The following is a 26,111-nucleotide window of genomic DNA, read 5'->3' on the forward strand; positions in this document are numbered from 1 at the left end:
AGTTGGGTGGCGGGCCGGCGGCGGGCTCGTCAGGTGTCCCGCCGCCGGGCCGCCGGTAAGGGAGGGGTTACTTGAGGTCGGAGGCCTTGTAGTAGCCACCGCCGACCAGGACCGACTCGTAGTTGGACTTGTCGACGCTGACCGGCTGCAGCAGGTAGGTCGGCACGGTCTTCTTGCCGTTGTTGTACTGCTTGGTGTCGTTGACCTCGGGCTTGCCGCCGGTGAGTTCGGCGTTCACCATCTGGACCGCTACCTGAGCGAGCTTGCGGGTGTCCTTGTAGATCGTCGAGGTCTGCTCACCCGCGATGATCGACTTGACCGAGGCCAGCTCGGCGTCCTGGCCCGTGACGATCGGCAGCGGCTTGGACTTGGTGCCGTAACCGCCGTTCTTGAGCGAGGCGATGATGCCGATGGAGATGCCGTCGTACGGCGAGAGCACCGCGTCGACCTTGGCGGAGCCGTAGTTGGCGCTCAGGATGTCGTCCATGCGCTTCTGGGCGGTGGCACCGTCCCAGCGCATCGTGGTGACCTGGTCGAGCTGGGTCTGGCCCGACTTGATGACCAGCTTCTTGGAGTCGATGTACGGCTTCAGGGTGTCGTAGGCACCGTTGAAGAAGTACTTCGTGTTGTTGTCGTCGGAGGAACCGGCGAACAGCTCGATGTTGAACGGGCCCTTGCCGTTCTTGAGGCCGAGCTTGTCGACGATGTAGCCGCCCTGGAGCTGGCCGACCTTGTAGTTGTCGAACGTCGCGTAGTAGTCGACGTTCTTGGTGCCGAGGATCAGGCGGTCGTAGGAGATGACCGGGATCTTGGCGTCGGCGGCCTGCTGGAGCACCGAGCTGAGGGCGGTGCCGTCGATGGCGGCGATCACCAGGGCCTTGTCGCCATTGGTGATCATGTTCTGGATCTGGTTGACCTGCTGGCTGGTGTCGTTGTTCGCGTACTGCAGGTCGGCCTTGTAACCCAGCTTCTCGAACTGCTTCTTCATGTTGCTGCCGTCGGCGATCCAGCGCTCGGACGACTTCGTCGGCATCGCGATGCCGATGGTGCCGCCCTTGGAGCCAGTGCTTCCGGAGCTGGAGCTCTGCCCGCAGGCGGACACGCCGGCGCCGAGGGTGAGGGTAGCCGTCACTGCCGCGGCGGTACGCAGGAGAGCGGCCCTGGCTATGCGCATGGATCAGATCCTTTCAGGGGTGAAGCGTGGGTCGGTCTCGTCGCTGCCCGTGGGTGCGGCAGCGGACGGGGAACTGTCGGAAACGTCGAGGGGAAAGCGGTTCAGCGGCCCAGGAAGCCGGGTGCCGAGGGGCGACATGCCGCCGTCCGCGCCCAGCCGGGCCAGCAGGTCCAGCACGAGCCGGCCGCGCCGGACGCGCTCGCGGGCCGTCTCCAGGGCGACGTCGCGCAGATGCCGGCCGTAGGGGTAGATACCGGGGGCCTTGCTCAGCCCGAACTTGAGGTAGATCGGGGCGCCCCGCCGGATCAGCTCGGCGGTGTCGTACAGCCGGACGAAGCCGCCGAGGTCGTCGGGGGCCTCGACGTAGAAGTCCATCGGGGCGCGGCTGACCCGGCGGATCTCGGTGATCTGCTGGAGAGTCAGGTCGGACGGGATGTTGATCGAGTCGCCGCCGAGCCGCTCCCAGACGCTGTAAGCAGCCGGGTTCACCGGGCTGACCAGGGCTGACACCTTGAACGTGGTGTCGGCAGGGAGCACCCCCTGCTGCCGGAGCTGGTTGAGCAGCCACAAGACTCCCTCGTCGGCGACGAGTAGGCAGCGTACGCCAAGTGCCGTAGCCCGCAAGGCATCTTCTACGCAGCCCGCTACCTGATCGTGACCTCGGGCCCGTAGCCCGCCGCCGCCTGACTGGGTACGGGTCGCGGCGCCGATGTCCCAGGTGCCGCGCGGGCCGGTGAACAGGCAGAGTTCGATGTTCCGGTCTGCGGCGGCCTGGACCATTTCGGTGATCTCGGCGTCGGTGAGCATCCAGATGCCGCTGCCCTGGCTGATCCGGTGCACCGGTACGTCGAGGCGCTCGCTTTCCTCCAGGACGGTGAGCAGCGCCTCCGGGCCCTCCACTGAGGGGATCTCGGTGCGCCAGCCGCCGCCGTCGGGGAAAAAGTGCGGCGACGCGTCCGCCGGGTTGTTGGCCGGCGTCCCCTGACCGAGCAGCGTGAGGGCGTACTCGCCGGGGCGGCGGGGGCCGCGAGTCTCCGGGCTCTGGGTGCCTGCGTCGGTCACGGTGCTCCTTGGTTCGAGATTCCGGACACTGTCCGGAAAAGTACCCATGCCTTACGGCTCGTGGACTTGGCGCTCATGAGGCCGGCGTCAACAGCACCTTGCCGACCTTCGGGTCGCCGCTGCCGACCAGGTCGATCGCGGCGGCGAAATCGGCGAGCGGGAGCTGGTGCGTGATCAGTGGACCGGGGGCCAGCAGTCCCGCGCCGAAGACCCGTACCGCGTGCGCCCAGGCGGCGGGCGCCGCGCCGAACACCGTGTGCACGGTGAGCTGCCGGACCACCAGGTCCGTCGGGTCCAGGCCCAGCGCTCCGGGCGCCGGAATGCCGGTGAGGACGAGCCGTCCGCCCCTGCGCAGCAGCGCGGCCGAGGCACGGGCGGCCGAGGCCGAGCCGGCGGTCTCGATGACCACGTCGTAGCCGGCGGTCGTGGCGTCGAGCCGGTCGCGGGTACGGAAGCCGGTGGCCCCGAACTCCAGGCTGAGCCGCTCCCGGTCCGGCCGGGTGCCCACCACGAGCAGCTCGGCGGGGGAGGCGGCCGCCAGGAACTGCACCGCCAGCATCCCGAGCGTGCCCGTGCCGACGACGGCGACGCGCTCGCCGGGCTGGGCGTTCGCCTTGAGCGCGGCGGCGGCGATGCAGGCCGCGGGCTCCAGGAGCGCGGCCTCGGTCAGGTCCGCGTCGTCCGGCAGCGGGTGCAGCAGCCTGGCGGGCAGCGTGAGCGTGTCCGCCATCGCCCCGGGCTGTGTGAACCCCGTTTCCTCGTACCCGGCGCCGCACAGCGTGGTGTCCCCGGCGTGACACCGGTCGCAGACCTGGCAGTTGCGGAACCCCTCGCCCACGACCTTCCGGCCCACCAGACTCCCGGGCACGCCCGCGCCGACCGCCTCCACGGTCCCGGACCACTCGTGGCCGGGCGTGACGGGGTAACGGACGTACCCCTCGGGGCGGTTGCCCTGGTAGATCTCGCGGTCGCTCCCGCAGATCCCGCTCGCATGCACGCGGACCCGGGCATCGCCGGGTCCCGGTGCGGCTTGCTCGCGCTCGACCAGGCGATGGGCGCCCGGCGCGTCGAGGACGAGGGCCTGCTCGGTGCTCACGTCTGGCTTCCGTTCACTAGTGTCTGTCCGGGCCGGGAGGTGCCCCCATCTCGCTCCGCTCGCCTTGCGGAACGTACTCCCACAACCCGGCTGACGCCGCTCACCGGGCGCCCTTCGGGCGGCGCTGTTCCCAGCCGTCGGCCCAGAGGTCGAAGCGGGCCTGTTGTTGGGGGAATTCGGCGGCTGCGTCGACGTCGAACTCGACGCCGAGGCCGGGGGCGTCGGAGATCTCGAAGTAGCCGTCGACGACTTTGGGGGCGCCCTTGACGACCTTCTTGATGTCGGAGTCCGCGAAGTCGTTGAAGTGCTCGAGGATCTTGAAGTTCGGGGTGCAGAAGCCGACTTGGAGCGAGGCCGCGGTGAGGACGGAGCCACCCACGTTGTGCGGGGCGACCAGGACGTAGTGGGTCTCGGCGGTGGCGGCGAGCTTGCGGGTCTCCAGGATGCCGCCGATGTGGCCGACGTCGGGCTGGATGATGTCGGCGGCCTGGGACTCGAAGAGCTCGCGGAACTCGATCCGGTCGTGGATGCGTTCGCCGGTCGCGACGGGCAGGTCCACCTTCTCGGCGACCTTCGACAGGGCCTTCAGATTCTCCGGCGGGACCGGCTCCTCCAGCCAGGCCGGGTGGAAGGGTGCCATCTCCTTGGCGAGCCGTACGGCGGTCGGGGGGCTGAAGCGGCCGTGCATCTCCAGCATCAGCTCGGTCTCCGGGCCGATCGCGTCCCGTACGGCCTCGATGAGCGAGACGGCGTAGTTCGTGGCGGCGTGGTCCAGTTCGAAGTGGCCGGTGCCGAAAGGGTCGATCTTCAGGGCGCGGTAGCCGCGCTCGACGACCGTGGTGGCGGCCTTGTGGTAGGCCTCGGGGGTGCGTTCGGTGGTGTACCAGCCGTTGGCGTACGCCTTGATCCGGTCGTGGACCTTGCCGCCGAGCAGTTGCCAGACGGGGACGCCCAGCGCCTTGCCCTTGATGTCCCAGCAGGCCATCTCGACAACGGCGATGCCGGACATGACGATCTCTCCGGCGCGCCCGTAGTCGCCGTACTTCATTCGCCTGACGAGGTCCTCCACCGCGAACGGATCGGAACCGCTGATGTGGTTGGCCTCGGCCTCGCGGAGATAGCCGATCAGCGCGTCGGTGTGCCCGAGCATGCGGGTCTCGCCAACGCCGGTGATGCCCTCATCGGTATGCACCAGTACGTAGGTGAGATTGCGCCACGGGGTGCCGACCACGTGGGTGCTGATGCCGGTGATGCGCACGGAAACTGCCCCTTACGATCTCGTTCGAGATTTCGTAACGCGTTCGAAATGCAGAAGGGAACGTAATGACGCGCTCCCGGTGGTGTCAACGGTTGTGGGGATAACGGATCTAGCGGCGTGTCCGCGCTGCGAGCCAGGCTGGTTCCCGGTGTTGACGGGGTGATGGAAGTGGCCCCATACTCCTTCGGACGAAATTCCGAACAGCGTCCGATATCTCGAACATGACTTCGAGTTGGGGAGCACATCATGGCGAATTCCGGCACGAACCCATCCACCAAAGGCATGGTCGGCCGTCGCGCCGTCATAGCCGCACTCGGTGCCGTACCCCTGGTCGAAGGCCTGAGAATCGGCACCGGCCGGCCGGCTCTGTGCGGCCGTGGTCAACGTCGGCAGCGTCGCCCGCACCGCCGCCGTGAGGATGAACGGCGTGTCGAAGGTCGGGCCAAGGCCGTCATCACCGGGCCGGGCGTCAAGGCCACCAACACCCTCGCCGACCCGACCGCAGTCGTCCCGGTGACCACCGCCCTTACCGGCCTCGGCACGTCCTTCTCGTACACCTTCCCGCCCTACTCGGTGACCCTGCTGGAGGTGAACGCCTCGTAGGCGATCCGGGCCAGCCGGCTCTGCCCCTGGGTGCTCGGGTGGAAGTAGTCCCAGGGGCTCAACTCGGCCGCCGTGAAGCGGTAGCCGAAGACCGCGCCGCCGTCGTCGCGGCAGCGGTCGTACGTCCCGCACACCTGCGCCAGCACCTTGTTGTACGCGACCACCCGGTCCCGTACGGTCGTACGCCGCTGCTGTGAGGCGAGGGTCATCGAACTCGCGTCGCGCAGCATCGACGGGCAGATCCCGAGGTTCCAGACGTCCCGGGTCAGTGAGTTGTCCTTGCCGACCTCCCACAGCCGCTGGAGGTCGGGCACGCTCAGCACGAACACCTGTGCCTTGGGCAGCAGCTGGTGCAGCGTCCGCATGGCGGCGGTGAACTCACGGCGGTATTCGGCCACCGAGGTCATGTCGGTGGTGCCGGTCCGGCAGGCGTCGTTGGCGCCCATCAGTATGGTGACCTGGTCCGGCTTGTGGGCCGCGGCCTGCCGCGCCTGGCCCTCCAGGTCGGCCATGGTCGCGCCGCTGCGGGCCAGATTCCAGTTCTTGGCCTTGAGCTGGGTGGCGAGGTCCTTCGTCCAGGACACGTCCGGGCAGTCCTTGAGGATCCCGCAGGCGTCGAAGCCGCGCGTGATGGAGTCACCCAGAGCGGCGAGCGATGCCGGTGTCGTGTCCCACGTTGGAGTGGTGGCCTTGGGGGCGGCCTGCCGGGTGGCCCGCTGAGTGGCCGTCGAAGCGGCCGGCGAACTGCTGTGCGAGGGCGAGCCGCCGGAACAGCCCGCCAGCAGGGCCAGGGCGGCGGTGACCACGATGGCCGGGCCGTGTCGCATCGGGCAACTCCCGCCTTCCGGCTCTCGGACGAGTGGGTGACATATCGGTGAGCCCGACAGTACGTCACTCCTCCGATGACGCGGCGCGGTAGCTTTTTCCCAGACAGTGCGCCGGCAGAAGGAGCGTTTGGAGTTTGGCTCATATGTGGTGACTGGTACAGAATGACCAACGATGTCCCGGATCGCTTCGGTACGGGCGTGAGGCCGCTGGGGAAGGCGAACCTCGTCCCACACTGGAGGTCCCGGTGACGACACGTGGAGTTCTGTACGTGCACTCCGCACCGCGCGCGCTGTGCCCGCACGTCGAATGGGCCGTCGCGGGCGTCCTCGGCGTGCGCGTCAACCTCGACTGGATCCGCCAGCCCGCCTCACCGGGCACCTGGCGCGCCGAGTTCTCCTGGCAGGGCCAGGTCGGCACCGCGTCCAGACTGGCGTCCGCGCTGCGCGGCTGGCACCTGCTGCGCTTCGAGGTCACGGCCGAGCCCTGCGCCACGGCCGAGGGCGAGCGCTACAGCAGCACGCCCGAGCTCGGCATCTTCCATGCCGTCACCGGAATGCACGGCGACATCCTCATCCCCGAGGACCGCCTCCGCGCCGCCCTGGCCCGGGCCCGCAAGGGCGAGGCGGACCTGGAGGCCGAGGTCGCCAAACTGCTCGGCAAGCCCTGGGACGACGAGCTCGAACCCTTCCGCTACGCGGGCGAGGGCGCGCCCGTACGGTGGCTCCACCAGGTCGTTTGACCGCCGGACGTCGTAGCCTGAGGCTATGGCAGACAACATCAGCGTGAGTGTGCTTGGCACCGGCATCATGGGCGCGGCGATGGCCCGGAACCTCGCCAGGGCCGGCCTGGACGTCCGGGTCTGGAACCGTACGAAGTCCAAGGCGGAGCCCCTCGCCGCGGACGGCATCACCGTCGCCGACACCCCCGCCGAGGCGGTGGCAGGCGCCTCCGTCGTCCTCACCATGGTCTACGACGGGTCCGCCGCCCTCGACGCGATCCGCCAGGCGGCACCGGGGCTCGGGGCCGGCACCGTATGGGTGCAGTCCACCACCGTCGGGGTCGACTCGGTCGCGGAACTCGCCGCGCTCGCCGACCACCTGGGCCTGCGAATGGTCGACGCCCCCGTCCTGGGCACCAAGCAGCCCGCCGAGAACGGCCAGTTGATCATCCTCGCGGCCGGCCCGGCCGAGCTGCGCGACGCCGCGGCACCCGTCCTCGACGCGATCGGCCGCCGCACACTCTGGGTCGGCGACGACGCCGCGTCGGGCGCCGCCACCCGCCTCAAGCTCGTCGCCAACAGTTGGGTCATCGCCGCCACCAACGGCACGGCCGAGGCCCTGGCCCTGGCGAACGGACTCGGTGTCGACTTCCAGCACTTCCTCGACGCCATCGAGGGCGGCCCCCTCGACATGCCCTACCTCCGGACGAAGGCCTCGGCCGTGCTCTCCGGCAACCTGGAGCCCAACTTCGCCGTGAAGACGGCCGCGAAGGACGCCCGCCTCATCGTCGAGGCCGGCCAGCGGGCCGGCGTCCGACTCGACGTCGCCGCGGCCGGCGCCGAGCGCCTCCGCCGCGCGGCGGACCTCGGCCACGGCGACGAGGACATGGCGGCCTCCTACTTCGCCAGCTTCAGCTGACGCCGGGGAACAGGGCCAGGAAGGCTGAGGTGGAGTCCGACGGCGAGTGGCCGAAGGGCGCGTCGAGGTCCCAGATGAGGAAGAGGAGGAAGGCGATCAGCGCACTGTAGAGCCCGGCCAGCAGCAACTCGCGCGGCGACCGGCGGATCTGCAGCGTGAAGATGAGGCCGATCGACACCAGCGCCCCCACGATCAGGCCGAACCAGACGACCCCCGGCATGGTCGGCCCCGCGTTCTGCCCGCGCGCGTTGCGGGCGTCGTCGGCGACGGCCACCTGGTCGACGACGGGCTGGTACGCCTGGCTCTCCAGGTTCGTGCGCGGTGTGAAGTCCGTGACGTCGCGCCGGACCTTCTCCAGCAGCGCCCCGCCCTGCGGCCTGAGTTCGGCCTCGTCGAGCATCACCGGCCACTCCTTGTGGATGACGTAGGTGACGTACGAGTCGATGTCGGCGCGGGTGCGCTGCCGTACCGCCGCTGGATACACCTGCACGCGCTCACTGACCTCGTGCAGGGCCTGAGCCTCGTGCCGGACGTCGTCCTGGGCGGCGCCGCGCGCCTCCCAGACGCCGGCGATGGCGAGGCCGAGGACGATGGCGTAGATCACGCCGAACATCATGGTCATGTACTCGATGACGTCCGGCGTCTCCGACGGGTCGTCATCCTCTCCGATACGGCGGTGGTTGAGCAGGACGATGGTGAGGACGACCGCGCACGCGGCGGCCATTCCGAGCGCCAGGACGAGCCATTGCGACATGCAACCTCCGAAGGATGGATCAGCGGGAGCGCCGCCGGCTGCCGCCCTGCGGCCGCAGCGTGGCTGCCGCCAGGACGGCGGGCGCGGTGATCAGCAGCGTCAGAGTGACCAGCGACGGCCCCCCGGCGACCGGGGTGCTCGGCGGCCCTGCGTACGCCTGGATCCGCGTGCGCGCGGCTGGGCTGGGCGAGGGAGTGGGGGTCGGCGTCGGGGACGCCTTGGGGGTCGGCCTCGCGGCCTGCGCTACGGGACGCTGCCGTACCGGAGGCGGATCGGGCCTGGGCGCCGGCTTCGGCCGCGCCCCGCAGGGGCTCCGCCAGGACACCGACCCCCGCGCCCCGGACCCGGTCACCGAGCCGCTGACGCTCGACGAGTAGCGCGGACAGTGCCGCGTCTCCACCCTCGCCGAGGCTCCGCCCGGCCCCCGCCGGGCCGTGACAGTCGTCCCCCTGGTCCTCACCCGCGCCCTGACGCCCCCGCCCCCGTCAGGGTCCGTCTCCACCCGGATCGCACCACCCCCCACCTCGATCCGCACCCGGCCGCTGTGCGGATCCACCCGCACCACCGGCCGGTGACCGTCCGCCACCGCCACCGCCGCCCCCGCCGGGCACAGAAACAGCGCCACGGCGGCGACTCCTCCCCAGAGCCATCGATTCACGTTCGGAGCCTGCGCCGACACGCCCGACGAAATGCGCGGGAGGGGCAAAACCTACCGTTCGGGTGAAATGCGAAGGGCCGGACACCGCGTGAAGCGGTGTCCGGCCCTCAGCCGGGTTCGTGCGTCGGTGCGTCAGACCGTGCGGAACGCCAGGACCACGTTGTGGCCACCGAAGCCGAACGAGTTGTTCAGCGCCACGACCGGCCCCTCGGGGAGGGGACGGGCCTCGGGGGAGACCAGGCCGGGCTCGACCTCGTCATCGAGGTCGGTGAGGTTGATGGTGGGCGGGGCGAGGCGGCGGTGGAGCGCGAGAACGGTGGAGACGGTCTCGATGCCGCCGGCGCCGCCGAGGAGGTGACCGGTCATCGACTTGGTGGCGGAGATGGCCACATGGTCGAGGTCGTCGCCGAGCACCTTGCGGAGCGCCTTGACCTCGGCGACGTCACCCTGAGGGGTGGAGGTCGCATGGGCGTTGAGGTGGACGATCTCGGCCGGCTTGATGTCGGTGAAGGACAGCAGCTGCTCCAGCGCGGCGGCGATACCGCGGCCTGTCGGCTCGGGCTGGGCGATGTGGTGGCTGTCGGCGGACAGACCCTGGCCGATGGCCTCGCAGTAGACCCTGGCGCCGCGCTTGGCGGCGTGCTCGGCCGACTCCAGGACGATGACGCCGGCGCCCTCGCCGAGGACGAAGCCGTCGCGGGCCTTGTCGTACGGACGGGAGGCGCCCTGCGGGTCGTCGTTGTGCTTGGACATCGCCATCATGTTGGCGAAGGCGACGATCGGCAGCGGGTGGATGGCCGCCTCGGTGCCACCGGCGACGACCACGTCGGCGCGGCCGGAGCGGATCATCTCGATGGCGTAGCCGACCGCCTCGGCGCCGGAGGCGCAGGCGCTGACCAGGGAGTGCACACCGGCGCGGGCGTTGATCTCCAGGCCGACGTTGGCGGACGGGCTGTTGGGCATGAGCATCGGCACGGTGTGCGGGGAGACCCGGCGTACGCCCTGCTCCTTGAGCACGTCGTACTGGTTGAGCAGCGTCGTGACACCGCCGATGCCGGAGGCGACGACCGCGCCCAGGCGGTCGGCGTCGACCGAGTTGTCCTCGCCGGCGCGGGCGGTGAAGCCGGCGTCGGCCCATGCCTCGCGGGTGGCGATCAGCGCGAACTGCGCCGAGCGGTCCAGCTTGCGGGCGAGCGGGCGGGGCAGGACCTCGGTCGGCTCGACAGCGATCTGGCCGGCGATACGGACCGGCAGCTCGGCTGCCCAGTCCTGCTCCAGGGTGCTGATACCGGAACGTCCGGCGATCAGGCCGTCCCAGGTCGACGCGCTGTCCCCACCCAGCGGAGTGGTTGCGCCGATACCGGTGACGACCACGGTGCGATTGGTCGGGCTCACAGGGATTGTCTCTCCACGTCTAGAAGGGCGGGCGACAGACGCGTCGTCCCACGGGGTGCCCTCAGGGGCTCAGGCTCAGGCCTGGGCCTTGAGGATGTAGTCGACGGCGTCGCCGACGGTCTTGAGGTTCTTCACGTCGTCGTCCGGGATCTTGACGTCGAACTGCTCTTCGGCGGCCACGACGACCTCGACCATGGACAGCGAGTCGACGTCCAGGTCGTCGGTGAAGGACTTGTCGAGTTCGACGTCCTCCACCGGGATTCCGGCGATCTCGTTCACGATGTTCGCGAGACCCTCGACGATCTCTTCCTGGGTGGCCATTCGGCGCTCCTTGTGTGCGATGTGTTGCTGGGGACTGAACGGGTGTGACTAGGGGAGGGTAACGACAGTGGCGGCGTAGACGAGACCCGCCCCGAAGCCGATGACCAGGGCAGTGTCACCGCTCTTGGCCTGACCGGTGGCGAGCAGCCGCTCCATGGCGAGCGGAATGGAGGCGGCCGAGGTGTTGCCGGTGGTCTCGATGTCGCGGGCGACCGCGACATGCTCCGGCAGCTTGAGGGCCTTGATCATCGAGTCGATGATCCGCATGTTGGCCTGGTGCGGGATGAAGGCGTCGAGCTGGTCGGCGGTGATCCCGGAGGCGTCCAGCGCCTGCTGGGCCACCTTGGCCATCTCGAAGACCGCCCAGCGGAAGACTGCCTGGCCCTCCTGCGTCAGGGCCGGGAACTTCACCTCGCCGCGCGAGTCGACCGGCAGCTGCGACACGTCGCCGATCCGGAAGCGGTCCCAGTTGACGGTCTGCTTGATGGTCTCGGACTTGTCGCCCTCCGACCCCCAGACGGTGGGCCCTATAGCCGGTACGTCGGACGGGCCGACGACGACCGCGCCCGCGCCGTCACCGAACAGGAAGGCCGTCGCACGGTCCTCCTTGTCGGTGAGGTCACTCAGCCGCTCCACGCCGATCACGAGGACGTACTTGGCGCTGCCCTCGACGACCATGCCCTTGGCGAGGGTCAGCCCGTAGCCGAATCCCGCGCAGCCCGCCGACACGTTGAACGCGGCGGGCTTGCCGGCCCCGATCCGGTAGGCGATCTCGGTCGCCACCGCGGGGGTCTGCTTTAGGTCCGAGACGGTGGCGACGATCACGCCCTCGATGTCCTCGGCGGCGATCCCGGCGTCAGCCAGCGCCTTTCCGGCCGCCGCGATCGACATCTCGGCGACGGTCTCTTCCGGGCCCGCCCAGTGCCGGGACGCGATGCCCGAACGGGAACGGATCCATTCGTCGCTGGAGTCGATGTGCTCAAGGATCACCTCGTTGGGCACCACCCGGACCGGACGGTAGCCGCCCACGCCCATGATGCGTGCGTACGGGGCGCCCTTGCTGGGCTGGATCTTCGCTGGCTGACGCTGCGCGGTCATGTCTGCGGGGGCTCCTATTCGTGGGTGCCGTGCTCGGCGATGATCGCGCGGGCCGCTTCGAGGTCGTCCGGGGTCTTCACTGCGAGCGTCTTGACGCCCGGCAGCGCGCGCTTGGCCAGTCCCGTGAGGGTGCCACCGGGGACCACCTCGATGATCGCGGTGACGCCCAGCTGCGTAAAGGTCTCCATGCACAGGTCCCAGCGGACGGGGTTGGACACCTGGGCCACCAGCCGCCGGACGATCTCGGCGCCGCTGTCGACGACCTGGCCGTCGGTGTTCGATACATACCGCGTACCCGGGTCGTTGATCGTCAACTCCGGTACGAGGGCGTCGAGCTCGGCAACCGCCGGGGCCATGTGCTCGGTGTGGAAGGCGCCCGCCACCTTCAGCGGGATGACCCGGGCCTTCTCGGGCTTGTTCTCGGTGAGCGCGGCGAGCTGCTCCGACGTACCGGCCGCGACGATCTGGCCGGCGCCGTTGATGTTCGCCGGGGTCAGGCCGAGGCCGGTGAGGTGGGCGACGACGCCTTCGGGGTCGCCGCCGAGCACGGCGGACATGCCGGTCTCGGTGACGGCGGCTGCCTTGGCCATGGCGCGGCCGCGGGCGGAGACGAAGCGCAGCGCCGTACGGGCGTCGAAAACACCCGCGGCAGCGGATGCCGTGATCTCGCCGACGCTGTGGCCGGCGACGGCGGAAACGACGCCGCGCGCCGCCACCTCGTCGGGGAACAGCTCACGCGCCGACAGCAGGCCCGCGGCCACCAGCAGCGGCTGGGCCACGGCGGTGTCGCGGATCTCGTCCGCGTCGGCCTTCGTGCCGTAACGGGCAAGGTCGAGGTCGGCGGCGTCGGACCAGCCTGCGAGGCGGTCCGCGACACCGGGGAGTTCGAGCCAGGGAGTCAGGAAGCCGGGGGCCTGGGCGCCCTGGCCGGGAGCGACGATTACGAGCACCTTTTCACTCTCTCGTGTGCAAGGTGGTCCACGCCCGTGGGGACAGGGACCAAGAACCGACGGGTGATTTGTTGGTGTCCCACAAACGACTGGATTTACTCAGGGTGTCTGACCGGCGTCGGAGAGTCGTCCCAGGATAAGCGCGATGCGCAGCGTGAACGCAGAGCGTACATCCGAGGGCGACCATCCGGTGACGTCCGTCACACGTCGGAGCCGGTAGCGAACGGTGTTGGGGTGAACGAACAACATCCGCGCGGCTCCCTCCAAGGACGAAGCCTGCTCCAGGTAGACGGAGAGCGTCTCGAGCAGCGCTGAGCCCGCTTCCTCCAGCGGGCTGTAGATCTCCTCCACCAACTGCTCCCGGGCGGCCCGGTCCCCGGCCATCGCCCGCTCGGGCAGAAGATCGTCCGCCAGTACCGGGCGCGGCGCGTCCGGCCACGCGGCGCACGCCCGCAGCCCGGCCGCCGCCGCCTGTGCCGACTTGGTGGCCGAGAGCAGGTCCCCGACCACCGGCCCGGCCACCACCGGGCCGGCGGCGAACGGCCCGATCAGGGACTTGGCTACCCTCATCGGATCCCCGTCGCCGCCCGCGACCACGATCAGCTTGTCGCCCAGCACCCCGGTGAGGACCTGAAGCTTCGCGTGCCGCGAGGCCCGCCGGATCGCCTCGACGGTCAACTCGCTGTCCCCGTTGGGCGCGGTCCCGAGTACGACGACGATCTTGTCCGGCGAGCCCCAGCCGAGCGCCGCCGCCCGGGACAGCACGCCCTCGTCGGCCTCGCCGGACAGCACCGAGTTGACGACCAGCGACTCCAGCCGCGCGTCCCACGCGCCCCGGGCCTCCGCCGCCTGCGCGTACACCTGGGCCGTCGCGAAGGCGATCTCCCGTGCGTAGACGAGCAGCGCCTCGCGCAGCACCGCCTCGTCGCCCGGGGCCGCGACCTCGTCTATCGCGGCCTCCATCACCTGCATGGTGACCCGGACCATCTCCACGGTCTGGCGCAGGGAGATCGCCCGGGTCAGTTCGCGCGGGGCCGTCCCGAAGACGTCGGTGCTGATCGCCTGAGGCGTCTCGGGGTGCCGGAACCACTCGGTGAACGCCGCTATGCCGGCCTGGGCCACCAGTCCGATCCACGACCGGTTCTCCGGTGGCATCGCCCGGTACCAAGGCAGTTGCTCGTCCATCCGCGCGATCGCGTTCTGGGCCAGCCGCCCGGACGACTTCTCCAGTCGCCGGAGCGTCGCCGCGTGCGGATGCGACGGTGCGGCGGACGTGACTGTCGGTCCGGGGTCGCCGTGATCGTTTCGAGAGGATTCGGGCACGGCCCAAGCCTCTCAGATGCCAGGACGCGACTTGCGCCTACCCCGCGACGGCAGCCGACACGGGCGCCCGGTCGGCCTCGGTGACGTGTTCTTTCGGCCGCATGACGAGCAGGTGGAGCACCCCGACCGCGGCGACGATGCCGACCGACAGCGGCACCATCCACCGGTCGAAGAAGGAGGTCCCGTTGACCGGGGTCTTGACCGACAGCACAACGATCGCGGTGACGCCGTAGACCAGTGCGGCGACGTTGACAGCCCAGCCGAAGCGCCCGAGGCGGAAGCTCCCGGCGGGCTGCCAGCCCCTGGCGCGGCCGATGACGGAGGCCAGCACGACCGACTGGAAGCCGACGTAGATGCCGACCACGGCGAAGGTGATGATCCGGGTCACCGTCGCCGAGGGCAGGAAGGCGATGCCGGCGGGGACGACAGCGGTGACCGCGAGAGCGGCCGGCGGCATGTGGGTGGTGGCCCTGGCTGGACAGCCGCTTGGCGCCGACGATGGCCCCGTCGCGGCCGAAGGAGTGGACGAGCCGGGCGGCCGCGGCCTGGATGGCGAGGACGGGGTGTCGACCTGGGCCATGGGGACGGCCCTTTCAGATCCGGCCGCCGGACGCGGTGTCCGCCGATAGCCGTTGAGCGAGGTAGATGGGGATCACAGACAGCAGGATCAGAACGGCGGCCACCACATTGACCACCGGGGCCTGTTGGGGGCGGGCCATGTTGCTGAAGATCCAGATGGGGAGGGTCTGCACGCCCGGACCCGCGGTGAAGGTCGTCACGACGATCTCGTCGAAGGACAGCGCGAACGCGAGCAGACCGCCCGCCAGCAGTGCGGAGCGCACCAGCGGGAAGGTGATGTCCCGGAAGACCTGGAAGGTGTCGGCGCCCAGGTCCATGGCCGCTTCCTCGTACGAGCCCGAGGTCCGTCGTAGCCGGGCGATGACGTTGTTGAAGACGACGACGATGCAGAAGGTGGCGTGTCCGACGATGACCGTGAAGAGTCCCAGCCCGACGCCGAGCGGCTGAAGAACCGTACGGAAGGCGGTGTTGAGGGCGATGCCGGTGATGATGCCGGGCAGCGCGATCGGCAGGACGACCACGAAGGACAGGGCCTCGCGGCCGAAGAACCGGTAGCGCTGCACGGCGAAGGCGATCAGCGTCCCGAGGACCAGCGAGATCGCCGTGGCGCCGAGGCCGGCCTTGACCGAGGTCCACAGGGCGTCGCGGGCGCCGGAGCTGTGCCAGGCGTCCGTCCACCAGTGGAAGGTGAGGCTGGAGGGTGGCCAGCCGAAACCGCGGTCGGCGTTGAGGGAGTTGACCAGGACCAGCAGCAGCGGCACGTAGATGACGGCGAAGCCGAGGGCGGCGGCGGTCCGTAGGGCTATGCGTGCGGGACGGGAGAGGTGCATGGACCCGGGCCTCTCAGATGGCGGCGAGCGCGCCGCTGCGGCGGACGGCGAGCAGATAGAGGACGATGATCGCCACCGGCACGGTGCCCAGGGCCGCGGCCAGCGGCAGGTCGAGGGTGATGTTGGAGTAGACGAGGTTGCCGATGAGCTGGGTCTTGCCGCCGACGATCTGGACGGCGATGTAGTCGCCCAGGCTCAGCGAGAAGGTGAAGACCGATCCCGCCGCGATCGACGGGAAGACCATCGGCAGCACCACGGACCGGAAGGTCCGCCAGGTGCGGGCACCCAGATCGGCCGACGCGTCAAGGAGGTTGGCGGGCAACTGCTCCAGGCCCGCGTGGATCGGCAGGATCATGTACGGCAGCCACAGATACGCCAGCACCATGATGACGGCCGGCAGTCCGTAGCCGGGGCCGTGCAGCCCGAGCGGCTTCAACAGCCAGTCGAGCGGGCCGCCTTCGGAGAGCATGATCCGCCAGGCGTACGCCTTGACCAGATAACTCGCCCACAGCGGGGTGAGGATGGCCACCACCAGCAGATGGCGGTACCTGGGACTGGCCACCCGGGCCGTGTAGAAGGCGATGGGGAAGGCGATGACGGCGTCGATCACGGTCACCGCGACGGCGACGGCGAGACTGCGCAGGGCGACGTCCCGGTATACCGAAGTGGTGAGGAGCGTACGGAAGTTGTCCGGGCTCCAGGACTTCACCACATCGGAGGTGAAGGGGTCGGTCGTCCAGAAGGCGGAGAGGAAGAGCGCGGCCAGCGAGCCCAGATAGGCCAGCACCAGCCACAGCAGCGGGGCGGAGAGCAGCAGGGAGAGCCGGAGCCGCGGGCGGCGGTGCAGCATGCCTGCGATCCGCCGCCCGAAGGTGTCGTTCATGGTCGTGTTCAGCCCTTGATCTCGGTCCAGGCCTGGACCCACTTGGCGTACGGCACGCACGTCACGTTCGTACGGCCGTCCAGGCACTGCGGGATGGGCGTGTTCCAGAAGTGGACCTTCTTCCAGTACGGCTCGTCGGCCGCGTGGTACGTGGCGCAGAAGGTCTTGTCGGCGGTGTAGTCGCAGGACTTGGAGTCGGACGGGGCCTCACCGAACCACTCGGCGACCTGGGCGTTGACCTTGGGGGAGACGATCCAGTCCAGCCACTTGTAGGCGCAGTTGGGGTGCTTGGCCTTGGCCGAGATCATCCAGGTGTCGGACCAGCCGGTGGAGCCCTCGCTCGGCAGGATCGCCTTGACCTTGGCCTTCTCGGACTGCGCGAGGTTGGCGATGACCTGCCAGGTGGTGCCGATGACGGAGTCGCCGCTCTTGAAGGCGGAGATCTCCTTCAGGTAGTCGCTCCAGTACTCACCGACGTTGGCGTTCTGCTCCTTGAGCAGGGCCACGGCCGCGTCGAACTGCTTCTGGTCGAGGGCGTACGGGTTCTTGATGCCCAGCGACGGCTTGCTCTTCATCAGGTAGAGCGCGGCGTCCGCGATGTAGATGGCGGAGTCGTAGGCGGTGACATGGCCCTTGTACGCGGACGACTTGTCGAAGACCGCCGACCAGGACGTCGGGGCGGGGGAGACCTTGTCGGTGCGGTACATCAGGAGGTTGGCGCCGCGGCCGTGCGGGATGCCGTAGGCGACCCCGTTGACGGAGTTCCACTTCTGCAGCTTGAGGCTGGAGAAGATGTTCTTGTAGTTGGGGACGAGATCGGTGTTGACCGGGGTGGCGTCGCCGGAGGCGATGAGGCGCAGCGAGGCGTCGCCGGAGGCGGAGACGGCGTCGTACTGGCCGGTCTTCATCAGGCTGACCATCTCGTCCGAGGTCCCGGCGACCTTGGTGTTGACCTTGCAGCCGGTCTGCTTCTCGAAGGGGGTCACCCAGTCGACGGACTTGTCGTTGGAGCCGTCCTCGGCGTAGCCGGCCCAGGCGATCAGGTTGACCGTGCCCTCGGTCTTGCCGAGGGTCTTCTGAGCGCTGAGCTTGGGCGGGGTGAAGGCGCCGTTGGAGCTGTCGGTACTGCTGCCGGACGATCCGCAGGCGGTGGCGAGGGCCAGCACCGTACAGGCTACGAGGGTACGGGTCAGACGCACGTGGACTCCGTTTCCGGGGCTTCGGGGGCTTCGGGGGATTCCGGGGTGGTGACGATGACGTTGTGGCGGCGGTGCCACTGGAGGCGGATGCGGGTGCCGCGGTAGGCGGCGACCTCTTCGGAGGAGGTCTCGTGGTTCTGCTGGAGGGCGGTGAGCCGGCCGCCCTCGTCGAGGGCGACCAGGAAGCGGGTGGAGTCGCCGCGGTAGACGACCTCGGCGACGGTGCCGGTGACGGTGCGCAGGTCGTCGCCGGTGCCGGCCGGTGCTTCCTCGTCGAGCAGGCGGATCTTCTCGGGCCGGATGCTGTACGTACCGCCCTCGTCGGTCAGCAGATTGGACGTACCGACGAAGCCGGCGACGAAAGGCGTGGCGGGCCGTTCGTACACCTCGGCGGGTGTGCCGACCTGCTCGATCCGGCCGCGGTTGAACACCGCGATCCGGTCGCTCATGGTCAGCGCCTCCACCTGGTCGTGGGTGACGAAGACGAAGGTGATGCCGACCTCGCGCTGCAGGGCCTTCAGCTCGACCTGCATCTGCTCGCGCAGCTTCAGGTCCAGGGCGCCCAGCGGCTCGTCGAGCAGCAGCACCTTCGGCCGGTTGACCAGGGCGCGGGCGAGCGCGACGCGCTGCCGCTGGCCGCCGGAGAGCTGGGCGGGGCGGCGCTTGCCGAAGTCGGCCAGCTGGACGGAGGCGAGCGCCTCGCGGGCGCGCTCGGCGCGCTCGGCCTTGGGGACCCGGCGGATCTTCAGTCCGTACGCGACGTTCTGCTCGACCGACATGTGCGGGAAGAGGGCGTAGTCCTGGAACACGGTGTTGACGTCCCGCTCGAAGGGCGCGAGCCGGGTCACGTCCTGGCCCGCCAGCTCTACGGTGCCTGCGGTCGGGGCCTCGAACCCGGCGATCATGCGCAGCACGGTGGTCTTGCCGGAGCCGGACGGGCCCAGCATCGAGAAGAACTCGCCGTCGCCGATCTCCAGGTCGACCCCGGCGACCGCCTCGACCTGGCCGAAGGACTTGCTCAGGCCGCGCAGGCGTATGGCCATGGGCGGGGAACCTTTCTGTTCGGTCGAGCGTTGACCGCAAACATATGAAGTTATATTTCAAAGGACAAGATCCGGCTGGGGTAAAGCTTTTGTCAAGTGAGAAGGTGTGCTTGTGCTCGTGAACAAGCTTTCGGGTGGCGCCCTGCATGCGGTCTTCGCTCCGGTCGGCAACCTGGCCAGGGTCGACGCCGTCGTACGGCGGCTCGCCGACGCCATCGACCTCGGCCTGCTCGCCGACGGGGAGCAACTCCCCGGCGAGAGCGAGCTCTCCGCCCGCCTCGGCGTCTCCACCGTGACCTTGCGCGAGGCGCTCATGGCACTGCGCCAGCAGGGCCTGGTCACCACCCGGCGCGGCCGCGGCGGCGGCAGCTTCGTCACCGTCCCCGACCAGCCACCCGCGGCCCGGCTCGGGCACCGCCTCGCCGACTGGAGCACGGAGGAACTGCGCGACCTCGGCGACCACTGGGCCGCCATCTCCGGCACCGCCGCCCGGCTCGCCGCCGAACGCACCGAACCCGGCGACCTCGCGGCGCTGCTGCGCTCCCTGGACGAGTTCGAGGCAGCGGAGGATCTGGCCGCCCGGGGGCGGATATACGGGCGCTTCCATGTCGAACTGGCCGCCGCCGCGCAGTCCGCCCGCCTCACCAAGGAAGAGATCCGTATCCAGGCGGAGATCGGGGCGCTAATCTGTCTCGCACTCGGGGAGGACGACGGCCTCGCGTCCGTGGCCCGGCTGCAGCGCGCTCTGATACGCGCCGTACGGGACGGCGACGCGGAGCAGGCCGGATCACTGGCCGAGCGGCGCGTAAGGGACGCGATGGCGCGTCTGATCGAACTGCGCCTTGCCGACTCCGGCCAGGGCCTGTCCGGCCCTGATCCGCCGGGCAGGCCCTAGGAGGCAACCACCGTGGCGCTAGGAGGCAACCACTGTGGCGCTCACCACTTCCGTTGACGTGGCCGATGTCGTCGACCGGGTGCGCGACACCCTGGAGGACGTCTTCGAGGCCGTCGCCCGGGTCCGCGAGCGGACGGTCGCCATCGCTGCCGTGCGGGCCGCCGGCCGGCCTCTCACCACGGTCGACCTGGCCGGCCTGCGGCCGCTGCTCCACGACCGCCTGCGGCGGCACCGGGACCTCATCTCCGGCATCGGCTTCATCGCCGAGCCGGGACTGCTGGGCGACGCGCCGGCCTGGCTGGAGTGGTGGCAGACCAGCCGGGACGGCGAACTGCGGCCGCTGCTGCTCGATCTGGACCCGCATACGTCGGCGTACTCCGACTACACGCACTGGGACTGGTTCGCGCTGCCGAGGGAGACCGGGCAGCGGGCGTGCGCCGGCCCGTACGTCGACTACCTCTGCTCCGACGAGTACAGCCTCACCCTGTCCGTGCCCGTCCACCACGGCGACCGCTTCCTGGGTGTCGCCGCCGCCGACGTCTACCTCCGGCACTTCGAGGCCGCCGTCATCCCGCTCCTGCGGGTCCTGCCGGGCCCCGCGTGCCTGGTGAACGCCCGGGGCCGGGTCGCCGCGTCCACCGACGCCCGGCACCTCGCGGGGTCGCTGCTCAAGAGGCCCGACGCCGCGGATGAGGTCAGGCGGTGGCCCTGCGGCGACATCCCGCTGGTGCTGGCGCAGATGCGGTCGGCCTAGTAGTGCTTGGTCAGGTCGGCCTGACCTGCGGCGATTGCCTCTCGATGTGCCCGGTCGGCAAAGATCGTCAGAATCGTCCGCCCTGGTCAATGACGCCTGTCCGGCGAGGACATCTCCCGAGCGCGCCGAGTCCAACCGGACCTGACCAAGCGCTACTAGGAGCGCACCGAAGATCTATGCCGGGCTCGCGACGCCCCGCACGCACATCTGCCGCGTTGGCCGGATTCCCGGATAGAACACCACTATCCGGGAATCCGTCCGCCTTGCAGCTGCACGCACCGGACGCCGCTCGCTGATCCGGCCCAGATCTTCCGCACACTCCTAGGTGCGCAGTTCCGCCAGGACCGCGTCCGTTAGCGCCGGCCACAACGGCAGGGCCCAGGGCCCGAAGTCACGGTCCGTCAGGACGACGCAGGCCGCGCCGGCGTCCGGGTCGGCCCACAGGAAGGTGCCGGACTGGCCGAAGTGGCCGTACGTACGGGGCGAGGACGAAGCGCCGGTCCAGTGCGGGGACTTGCCGTCCCGCAGCTCGAAGCCGAGCCCCCAGTCGTTGGGGTTCTGGTTGCCGTAGCCGGGCAGGACGCCCCTCAGCCCGGGGAAGACGACCGAGGTCGCCTGCGCCAGCGTCGAGGGATGCAGCAGGCGCGGCGCCTGGACCTCCGCTGCGAAGAGGGCGAGGTCGGCGGCGGTGGAGATGCCGTCGGCGGCGGGGGAGCCGGGCAGGGAGGTCGCGGTCATGCCCAGCGGCTCCAGGACGGCCTGGCGCAGGTACTCGGGGAAGGGGATCTCGGCGGCCTTGGCGATGTGGTCGCCGAGCGCCTCGAAGCCGGCGTTGGAGTAGAGCCGCCGGGTGCCCGGTGCGGCCATGGCGCGGGGCTCGTCGAAGGCCAGCCCAGAGGCGTGCGCGAGCAGGTGCCGCACGGTCGAGCCCTCCGGCCCTGCGGGGTCGTCCAGCTCGAAGACACCCTCCTCGTACGCGACGAGCGCCGCGTACGCCGTGAGGAGCTTGGTGACCGAGGCGAGCCGGAAGGGCCGCGCCTGGGGTCCGTACGTGCCGGCCACCGTGCCGTCGCGGCGGATGACGGCCGCCGCCGCATCGGTAACGGGCCAGGTCTCGATCAGGCTGAGGCTCTCCATGGCAGCGAGCCTAGCGGTGGCGGTGCCGCCATCCCCAAAAGCAATGACTTCCTGATGCTCGGCACCCAGTTCCAGACCAGCCCCGGCGGGACTCGCGGGTGACATGTTCAAGGCGCTGCGCGCCGCTGGCGTGAAGAAGCTGCCGGACGCCGCCGAGATTGTGGACCACGACGTCCTCGACGCCTTCTTCGGCGGTAAGGCAGTGATCTGAGAGCCCACGGATTGAAATGTGGTTGCTTGGAGTGTGCTCTAAGGTTCTAGCGTTGAAGACATGACCGTGACGCAGGTGGCGAAGAGCAGGCCCGGCAGCGTACGAAGCTGCGAGGACGGTACGGCACGCCCGCTCCCGGACGGCAGAGACCAGTACACGATCAGTGAGGTCGTCGCCTGCACCGGGCTCAGCGCGCACACCCTGCGCTGGTACGAGCGGATCGGGCTGATGCCGCACATCGACCGCTCCCACACCGGCCAGCGCCGCTTCACCAACAAGGACCTCGACTGGCTGGCCTTCGTCGGCAAGCTGCGGCTGACCGGGATGCCGGTCGCGGACATGGTCCGTTACGCCGAGCTGGTGCGCCTCGGCGACCACACCCGGGCAGACCGGCGCGAGCTGCTGGAGGGCACCCGCGTGGACGTGCTGCGCCGGATCGCCGAGCTCCAGGACACCCTCGCGGTCCTTGACTACAAGATCGACATGTACGCGGAAAGGGCTTGACCCCCATGGCTGACGCAAAGATCGAAAAGACCGTACTCGGCACCGGCGGACCCCTCGTCGGAATCCAGGGCCTGGGCTGCATGGGCATGAGCGAGTTCTACGGAGACACCGACGAGGCCGCCGCCCGAGCCGCCCTCGACGCCGCGCTCGACGCGGGCGTCACCCTCTTCGACACCGCCGATGCGTACGGCTCGGGTGCCAACGAGGAGTTCATCTCGCCCTTCGTCCGCGCTCACCGCGACGAGATCACCCTGGCGACCAAGTTCGCGCTCGTGCGGAAGGCCGACGACCCGCACTACCGGGGCATCCGCAACGACCGCGCGTACGTCCGCGAGGCCGTGGAGGGCAGCCTGCGGCGGCTCGGCGTCGATGTGATCGACCTGTACTACATGCACCGGCGCGACCCGTCCGTGCCCTTCGAGGAGTCCGTCGGCGCGATGGCCGAGCTGGTCGAGGAGGGCAAGGTCCGCCACCTCGGCCTGTCCGAGGTCACCGGCGCGGAGCTGCGCGAGGCGCATGCCGTCCACCCGATAGCGGCCGTCCAGTCCGAGTGGTCGCTGTTCAGCCGGGACGTCGAGATCTCCCTGGTCGGCGCCGCCGCCGAGCTGGGCGTCGCCGTCGTCCCGTACTCGCCCCTCGGCCGCGGCTTCCTCACCGGCGCCTTCCAGGACGCGGCCGCCGACCTCCCCGGCGGCGACTTCCGCCAGTTCCAGCCCCGCTTCACCGGCGAGAACGCCAAGCGCAACGCCGACCTCCTCGACCCGGTGCGCAATGCCGCCAAGGCCCACAACGCCACCCTCGGCCAGATCGCCCTCGCCTGGGTCCACCAGCGCGCCCAGGTCCACGGCCTCACCGTCGTCCCCATCCCCGGCACCCGCAAGGCCGACCGCGTCCGCGAGAACACCGCCGCCACCCGCATCACCCTCAACGACGTCGAACTCGAGTGGCTGGAGCCCATCGCCGGCCAGGTCGCCGGCGACCGCTATCCGGACATGTCCTCCACGTCGGCCGCGCGGGAGTAGCGGGCGCGGCTGCTGCGAGTCAGGAAGAGGTGACGCCTGCCGTGCAGGCCGCGCCCGTGGCGCAGCGGATGGAGCTGTAGGTGCCGAGCGCTATGCGGGTGAAGTTGGCGAGGCTGCCGGTGCCTTCGCGGAAGTAGCCGGTGTGGCCCTGGGCGCCGGTGGCGTCGATGACGCGGGCGCCGAAGGCGTGGGAGACGGGGTCGGCGCCGTGGCCCAGGCCGGCGAACTCCAGGTGGGGGACGTCGCTGATCCAGTCGGTGGCGTCCCGGGTGGCCCAGACGTGGGCGGTGGTGTGCAGGTCGGATGCCCGCTGGACGCGCATGCCGGGGCTGCCGAAGACCGCGATGTCGGAGACGGTGGCCCCGGTGCCGGGCAGCGAGGGCGCGGCCACGCCGCACAGCACGGAGCCGTACGAGTGGCAGAAGAGCGAGACCTGGGAGCCGGCCGGAAGCGAGGACAGCAGGGAGTTGAGCCGCTTCGCGCCGAGCTCGGCCAGCTCACCGGTGGAGGCGTCCAGGCCGACGCCCGAGGGCGTGGTGTAGTCGGCCCAGGCGATGACGGCGGTGTGGGCGGACGGCTGGGCGGCCTGCTCGGCGGCGTAGAGGGAGCGGGCCATGCCCACCGGGGACGAATAGGCCTTGACGGTGCGTTCGAACGTCAGGATGTCGGTGTCGACTCCGGGGACGACCACCGAGATCCGCTTGGCGGTGCTCAGGTTCCCGAAGACCTCGGCGGCCCGGCCGCGCCCGGTGGGGTCGAAGGCGAGGATCTGCCGGCCGTCGCTGAGCAGCGAGGCGTAGCGGTTGGCCAGGTGCCCCGCCTCCTGGCGGCCATCGGCGGTGAGCAGGGTGCTGTGCGAGCGTTCGGCCTGTGCGGCCTCCTCGGCGGCCAGCGCGATGCGGTTGGCCTGATAGCGCAGCGATACCGGCGCGCCGTTGAGGTTGCCCACGACGAGCGGGTAGCGGGCCGCGAGGCCTTGTCGCTGGGCGAGGGTCAGCGTGGCGAAGAAGTGCGCTACGGCGTCAGCTCCGGCCTCGGGGCTCGGCAGGTGTCTGCCGCCCACCGACCCCTTGAGCCAGGAGGCTGCGGCGGCGGTCCTCGGGTCGGTGTAGCCCTTGGAGTGGTGCAGGGCCGTCCAGCCGGTGGTCGCCAGCATCACAAAGACCACGGCCAGGGCCAGCAGGGCCCGTAGGGAGGGCGAACTGAAGCGCTCGTCGACAAAGCCCAAGGATTTCGCCTCGCGGTGTACGTGGGGAATAAAGGGGTAGCCCCGGGGAAACGCGGTACGGGCAACCATAGGAGACGCGGAGCCTCTCCCGAGCCTGTGGTGACTCAAGTCACGTTTGGGACGGGGGGATTCCCGCGTTTCGCGTACGGTGACCCCAGTCCTGTGTAAGTACCGGTGCGAGCAAGGCCAGATGCTCCTCGACGGTGCGGCGCAGCGACTCCACGCTCGTCTCCTCGCCGTGACTCCATTCACACCGCGCCGACCGCACTACGCCGACGAACGCGGCGACCAGCACCCGGGCTCGCGGATCGGTACTCGGGTCCAGGCCCTCGCGACGGGCGATCACCTGGGCGAGGCGTTCCTCCATCGCGGCCGAGCGCCGCATCTGCGCGGCGAGCAGCGCGGGCGTCGACTCCATCAGTCGATACATCCGCATATGCACCGGTATTGGGACAATCTCACCGATCGCGGCACTGATGTGGCCCCATGACTCGACCAGCGCCCCGCGCAGTGCCTCGAAGGGCGCCTCGCCGGCCGGCCGGGTGGTCACGGCGGTCACGAACTGCTCCTCCGAGGTCTCCTCCAGGGCGAGCGCGACTTCCTCCTTGTTGGCGAAGTACCGGAAGAAGGTGCGCTGGGAGACATCGACCGCCGCCGCGATCTCGTCGACGGTGGTGCGCTCGTAGCCCTTTCGGACGAACAGCTCGACCGCGGCGCGGACCAGGGCATCGCGGGTGCGCTGCTTCTTGCGCTCGCGCAGACCGACCGAAGATGGCGTCTCGATCACTGGAATCCCTGGGTCCGGATTGCACATTGGAGGCCACACGATACCGCCGCGTAACGCGAGCGTTGTCAACTCCCTATCAGGGTGAAATAGCACTCATCCCCTTTTACCGGTTGCGTGACCCGACGAAGCTGATCAACGCCTCTTACGGCTCATACGACACGGGGAGTGATCCACATGCGCAAGATCCTGACCGCCGCCGCCCTCACCGCGGCCGCCGCCATCGTCCCGGCCACCGCAGCGCCCGCCACCGCCGCCCCCGCGGGCGACTGCTCGCCGGGCGAGCTGTGCCTGTGGGTCAAGCCCGGCTATCAGGGAGCCCGTACGGTCCACGAGCTGGCCGACACCGACGTGAACTCGTGCGTGCCGCTGCCGGAGGGGGTGAGCGCGAAGTCCTTCGTCAACCGCACGGGACGGCTGGTGACGACCTATCAGAGCCGGGAGTGCGCCACCGAGGGCGACTTCGTGACCTTCCCGTCCGGGAGTTGGGTGCCGGAGTCCCGCCACACCGTCAGGGCGTTCCAGATCGTCGACCAATAATCCGTGCGACACGGGGCAGGCGGACAGACGACACCGAGGGAGGTGCCATGCCGGTCCGAAAGTCTACCCGTACCGATACCGGAACCCTGGCCATCATCGGCGTGATCTGCGCCATCGCGAGCTGCTTCGTCCTGGGCATCGTGCTCGGCCCGGTCGCCGTCATCTGCGGCTGGCTCGCCATGGGCCGCACCTGGGGCGGCAGCAAGTCCATCCCGGCGGTCGTCGCTCTAGGGCCTGTCCGGCGGATCATGGCCGGGGCCACGACGCTCCCCCAGTTGGACGCTGGGTGGGGGTCCTCCCCAGCCTGGCGGCTGGGTGGGGGTCCCCCCGGCCGAAGGCTGGGGG

General features: G+C 69.9%; 28 protein-coding genes and 1 pseudogene. 10 read left to right on the forward strand and 19 right to left on the reverse strand.

All coding sequences use genetic code 11. The annotated features are described in order from the left end of the window. Positions 1–67: 67 nt before the first annotated feature. From chvE to EFK10_RS35675, 4 genes are all read right to left on the reverse strand, one after another. On the reverse strand, positions 68–1,174 hold the full coding sequence (gene chvE / locus EFK10_RS35660) for a multiple monosaccharide ABC transporter substrate-binding protein (protein ID WP_127359787.1): 1,107 nt from the start codon (positions 1,172–1,174) through the stop codon (positions 68–70). Positions 1,175–1,177: 3 nt separating this feature from the next. Beyond that, positions 1,178–2,236, reverse strand: coding sequence for a hypothetical protein (locus tag EFK10_RS35665; RefSeq protein WP_127359788.1), 1,059 nt, complete (start codon positions 2,234–2,236; stop codon positions 1,178–1,180). Between the two features lie 73 nt (positions 2,237–2,309). Then, positions 2,310–3,332 carry a zinc-dependent alcohol dehydrogenase gene (locus tag EFK10_RS35670; protein WP_127359789.1) on the reverse strand — a complete coding sequence of 341 codons (1,023 nt, stop codon included), beginning with the start codon at positions 3,330–3,332 and terminating at the stop codon, positions 2,310–2,312. A gap of 100 nt (positions 3,333–3,432) precedes the next feature. Then, positions 3,433–4,590, reverse strand: a complete 1,158-nt coding sequence (locus tag EFK10_RS35675) for a mandelate racemase/muconate lactonizing enzyme family protein (protein WP_127359790.1) — start codon at positions 4,588–4,590, stop codon at positions 3,433–3,435. A gap of 246 nt (positions 4,591–4,836) precedes the next feature. On the opposite strand from EFK10_RS35675, the gene EFK10_RS35680 reads away from it, so the two are divergent. Further along, complete coding sequence (locus EFK10_RS35680; RefSeq protein ID WP_127359791.1) at positions 4,837–5,193, forward strand: alpha-L-arabinofuranosidase C-terminal domain-containing protein; 357 nt, start codon at positions 4,837–4,839, stop codon at positions 5,191–5,193. Here the strand turns inward: EFK10_RS35680 and EFK10_RS35685 are convergent. Further along, positions 5,157–6,020: an SGNH/GDSL hydrolase family protein gene (locus EFK10_RS35685; protein ID WP_127359792.1), complete on the reverse strand. Its 864-nt coding sequence runs from the start codon at positions 6,018–6,020 to the stop codon at positions 5,157–5,159. The genes EFK10_RS35680 and EFK10_RS35685 overlap by 37 nt on opposite strands. Positions 6,021–6,265: 245 nt before the next feature. Between EFK10_RS35685 and EFK10_RS35690 the strand changes: the two genes are divergently transcribed. After that, complete coding sequence (locus tag EFK10_RS35690; protein ID WP_127359793.1) at positions 6,266–6,760, forward strand: DUF3145 domain-containing protein; 495 nt, start codon at positions 6,266–6,268, stop codon at positions 6,758–6,760. 25 nt (positions 6,761–6,785) lie between these two features. Continuing rightward, on the forward strand, positions 6,786–7,658 hold the full coding sequence (locus EFK10_RS35695; protein WP_127359794.1) for an NAD(P)-dependent oxidoreductase: 873 nt from the start codon (positions 6,786–6,788) through the stop codon (positions 7,656–7,658). On the opposite strand, the gene EFK10_RS35700 is transcribed toward EFK10_RS35695, so the two are convergent. Beyond that, complete coding sequence (locus EFK10_RS35700) at positions 7,651–8,412, reverse strand: bestrophin-like domain (protein WP_127359795.1); 762 nt, start codon at positions 8,410–8,412, stop codon at positions 7,651–7,653. The two genes, EFK10_RS35695 and EFK10_RS35700, sit on opposite strands and share 8 nt — an antisense overlap. A gap of 14 nt (positions 8,413–8,426) precedes the next feature. Here EFK10_RS35700 and EFK10_RS35705 point away from each other — a divergent pair, with 14 nt between their 5' ends. Beyond that, complete coding sequence (locus tag EFK10_RS35705) at positions 8,427–8,789, forward strand: hypothetical protein (RefSeq protein ID WP_127359796.1); 363 nt, start codon at positions 8,427–8,429, stop codon at positions 8,787–8,789. Positions 8,790–9,202: 413 nt separating this feature from the next. Here the strand turns inward: EFK10_RS35705 and EFK10_RS35710 are convergent, their stop codons facing one another. The 10 genes from EFK10_RS35710 to EFK10_RS35755 all read right to left on the reverse strand — a co-directional run bounded on the left by EFK10_RS35710 (position 9,203) and on the right by EFK10_RS35755 (position 18,691). Beyond that, positions 9,203–10,465: a beta-ketoacyl-[acyl-carrier-protein] synthase family protein gene (locus tag EFK10_RS35710; RefSeq protein ID WP_127359797.1), complete on the reverse strand. Its 1,263-nt coding sequence runs from the start codon at positions 10,463–10,465 to the stop codon at positions 9,203–9,205. A gap of 75 nt (positions 10,466–10,540) precedes the next feature. Continuing rightward, complete coding sequence (locus tag EFK10_RS35715; protein ID WP_127359798.1) at positions 10,541–10,786, reverse strand: acyl carrier protein; 246 nt, start codon at positions 10,784–10,786, stop codon at positions 10,541–10,543. 48 nt (positions 10,787–10,834) lie between these two features. Next, entirely contained in the window at positions 10,835–11,884 is a 1,050-nt protein-coding gene (locus EFK10_RS35720; protein ID WP_127359799.1) for a ketoacyl-ACP synthase III, read from the reverse strand. Between the two features lie 14 nt (positions 11,885–11,898). Continuing rightward, complete coding sequence (locus tag EFK10_RS35725) at positions 11,899–12,834, reverse strand: ACP S-malonyltransferase (protein ID WP_127359800.1); 936 nt, start codon at positions 12,832–12,834, stop codon at positions 11,899–11,901. A 99-nt stretch (positions 12,835–12,933) separates the two neighbouring features. Then, the gene (locus EFK10_RS35730) at positions 12,934–14,157 is read right to left on the reverse strand and encodes a PucR family transcriptional regulator (RefSeq protein WP_127359801.1); all 1,224 of its coding nucleotides are present in this window, start codon (positions 14,155–14,157) and stop codon (positions 12,934–12,936) included. A gap of 37 nt (positions 14,158–14,194) precedes the next feature. Further along, positions 14,195–14,614 carry a hypothetical protein gene (locus tag EFK10_RS35735; RefSeq protein WP_127359802.1) on the reverse strand — a complete coding sequence of 140 codons (420 nt, stop codon included), beginning with the start codon at positions 14,612–14,614 and terminating at the stop codon, positions 14,195–14,197. Between the two features lie 136 nt (positions 14,615–14,750). Beyond that, positions 14,751–15,566, reverse strand: coding sequence for an ABC transporter permease (locus tag EFK10_RS35740; protein ID WP_127359803.1), 816 nt, complete (start codon positions 15,564–15,566; stop codon positions 14,751–14,753). Positions 15,567–15,579: 13 nt separating this feature from the next. Next, positions 15,580–16,449: an ABC transporter permease gene (locus EFK10_RS35745; protein WP_127359804.1), complete on the reverse strand. Its 870-nt coding sequence runs from the start codon at positions 16,447–16,449 to the stop codon at positions 15,580–15,582. Positions 16,450–16,457: 8 nt separating this feature from the next. Next, positions 16,458–17,648 (reverse strand): ABC transporter substrate-binding protein, encoded by a 1,191-nt coding sequence (locus EFK10_RS35750; RefSeq protein ID WP_127359805.1) that lies wholly within the window; start codon positions 17,646–17,648, stop codon positions 16,458–16,460. After that, entirely contained in the window at positions 17,639–18,691 is a 1,053-nt protein-coding gene (locus EFK10_RS35755) for an ABC transporter ATP-binding protein (RefSeq protein ID WP_127359806.1), read from the reverse strand. Before EFK10_RS35755 ends, EFK10_RS35750 begins: the two co-directional genes overlap by 10 nt. Positions 18,692–18,809: 118 nt before the next feature. On the opposite strand from EFK10_RS35755, the gene EFK10_RS35760 reads away from it, so the two are divergent. Continuing rightward, complete coding sequence (locus EFK10_RS35760; protein WP_407647221.1) at positions 18,810–19,586, forward strand: FadR/GntR family transcriptional regulator; 777 nt, start codon at positions 18,810–18,812, stop codon at positions 19,584–19,586. Positions 19,587–19,620: 34 nt separating this feature from the next. Further along, the gene (locus tag EFK10_RS35765) at positions 19,621–20,340 is read left to right on the forward strand and encodes a cache domain-containing protein (protein ID WP_127359808.1); all 720 of its coding nucleotides are present in this window, start codon (positions 19,621–19,623) and stop codon (positions 20,338–20,340) included. 321 nt (positions 20,341–20,661) lie between these two features. Here the strand turns inward: EFK10_RS35765 and EFK10_RS35770 are convergent, their stop codons facing one another. Next, on the reverse strand, positions 20,662–21,477 hold the full coding sequence (locus EFK10_RS35770) for a serine hydrolase domain-containing protein (protein WP_127359809.1): 816 nt from the start codon (positions 21,475–21,477) through the stop codon (positions 20,662–20,664). Positions 21,478–21,748: 271 nt separating this feature from the next. Here EFK10_RS35770 and EFK10_RS35775 point away from each other — a divergent pair, with 271 nt between their 5' ends. Beyond that, positions 21,749–22,192: a MerR family transcriptional regulator gene (locus tag EFK10_RS35775; RefSeq protein WP_127359810.1), complete on the forward strand. Its 444-nt coding sequence runs from the start codon at positions 21,749–21,751 to the stop codon at positions 22,190–22,192. A 5-nt stretch (positions 22,193–22,197) separates the two neighbouring features. Then, entirely contained in the window at positions 22,198–23,214 is a 1,017-nt protein-coding gene (locus EFK10_RS35780) for an aldo/keto reductase (protein WP_127359811.1), read from the forward strand. A gap of 19 nt (positions 23,215–23,233) precedes the next feature. Here EFK10_RS35780 and EFK10_RS35785 read toward each other — a convergent pair whose 3' ends face one another. Beyond that, the gene (locus EFK10_RS35785; protein WP_240677674.1) at positions 23,234–24,442 is read right to left on the reverse strand and encodes an alpha/beta hydrolase; all 1,209 of its coding nucleotides are present in this window, start codon (positions 24,440–24,442) and stop codon (positions 23,234–23,236) included. A 109-nt stretch (positions 24,443–24,551) separates the two neighbouring features. Continuing rightward, positions 24,552–25,229, reverse strand: a complete 678-nt coding sequence (locus EFK10_RS35790; protein ID WP_240677675.1) for a TetR family transcriptional regulator — start codon at positions 25,227–25,229, stop codon at positions 24,552–24,554. Positions 25,230–25,403: 174 nt separating this feature from the next. Between EFK10_RS35790 and EFK10_RS35795 the strand changes: the two genes are divergently transcribed. Together EFK10_RS35795 and EFK10_RS51260 are read left to right on the forward strand one after the other, a co-directional pair. Further along, positions 25,404–25,766, forward strand: a complete 363-nt coding sequence (locus tag EFK10_RS35795; RefSeq protein WP_127359814.1) for a peptidase inhibitor family I36 protein — start codon at positions 25,404–25,406, stop codon at positions 25,764–25,766. Between the two features lie 65 nt (positions 25,767–25,831). Then, positions 25,832–26,020, forward strand: a pseudogene (locus EFK10_RS51260) (small hydrophobic protein); the annotation flags it as partial. Positions 26,021–26,111: the final 91 nt, after the last annotated feature.

The sequence above is a fragment of the Streptomyces soli genome (genome assembly GCF_003999195.1).
GTDB classification, from domain to species: Bacteria; Actinomycetota; Actinomycetes; order Streptomycetales; family Streptomycetaceae; genus Actinacidiphila; species Actinacidiphila soli.

What these genes read in the sequence shown, in the direction of transcription:
- EFK10_RS35685 (WP_127359792.1), bottom strand. Translation starts at nt 6,020, where the DNA reads ATGCGACACGGCCCGGCCATCGTGGTCACCGCCGCCCTGGCCCTGCTG.
- EFK10_RS35795 (WP_127359814.1), top strand. Translation starts at nt 25,404, where the DNA reads ATGCGCAAGATCCTGACCGCCGCCGCCCTCACCGCGGCCGCCGCCATC.
- EFK10_RS35705 (WP_127359796.1), top strand. Translation starts at nt 8,427, where the DNA reads ATGGATCAGCGGGAGCGCCGCCGGCTGCCGCCCTGCGGCCGCAGCGTG.
- chvE (WP_127359787.1), bottom strand. Translation starts at nt 1,174, where the DNA reads ATGCGCATAGCCAGGGCCGCTCTCCTGCGTACCGCCGCGGCAGTGACG.
- EFK10_RS35720 (WP_127359799.1), bottom strand. Translation starts at nt 11,884, where the DNA reads ATGACCGCGCAGCGTCAGCCAGCGAAGATCCAGCCCAGCAAGGGCGCC.
- EFK10_RS35735 (WP_127359802.1), bottom strand. Translation starts at nt 14,614, where the DNA reads ATGCCGCCGGCCGCTCTCGCGGTCACCGCTGTCGTCCCCGCCGGCATC.
- EFK10_RS35745 (WP_127359804.1), bottom strand. Translation starts at nt 16,449, where the DNA reads ATGAACGACACCTTCGGGCGGCGGATCGCAGGCATGCTGCACCGCCGC.
- EFK10_RS35715 (WP_127359798.1), bottom strand. Translation starts at nt 10,786, where the DNA reads ATGGCCACCCAGGAAGAGATCGTCGAGGGTCTCGCGAACATCGTGAAC.
- EFK10_RS35695 (WP_127359794.1), top strand. Translation starts at nt 6,786, where the DNA reads ATGGCAGACAACATCAGCGTGAGTGTGCTTGGCACCGGCATCATGGGC.
- EFK10_RS35775 (WP_127359810.1), top strand. Translation starts at nt 21,749, where the DNA reads ATGACCGTGACGCAGGTGGCGAAGAGCAGGCCCGGCAGCGTACGAAGC.
- EFK10_RS35740 (WP_127359803.1), bottom strand. Translation starts at nt 15,566, where the DNA reads ATGCACCTCTCCCGTCCCGCACGCATAGCCCTACGGACCGCCGCCGCC.
- EFK10_RS35780 (WP_127359811.1), top strand. Translation starts at nt 22,198, where the DNA reads ATGGCTGACGCAAAGATCGAAAAGACCGTACTCGGCACCGGCGGACCC.
- EFK10_RS35755 (WP_127359806.1), bottom strand. Translation starts at nt 18,691, where the DNA reads ATGGCCATACGCCTGCGCGGCCTGAGCAAGTCCTTCGGCCAGGTCGAG.
- EFK10_RS35700 (WP_127359795.1), bottom strand. Translation starts at nt 8,412, where the DNA reads ATGTCGCAATGGCTCGTCCTGGCGCTCGGAATGGCCGCCGCGTGCGCG.
- EFK10_RS35680 (WP_127359791.1), top strand. Translation starts at nt 4,837, where the DNA reads ATGGCGAATTCCGGCACGAACCCATCCACCAAAGGCATGGTCGGCCGT.
- EFK10_RS35770 (WP_127359809.1), bottom strand. Translation starts at nt 21,477, where the DNA reads ATGGAGAGCCTCAGCCTGATCGAGACCTGGCCCGTTACCGATGCGGCG.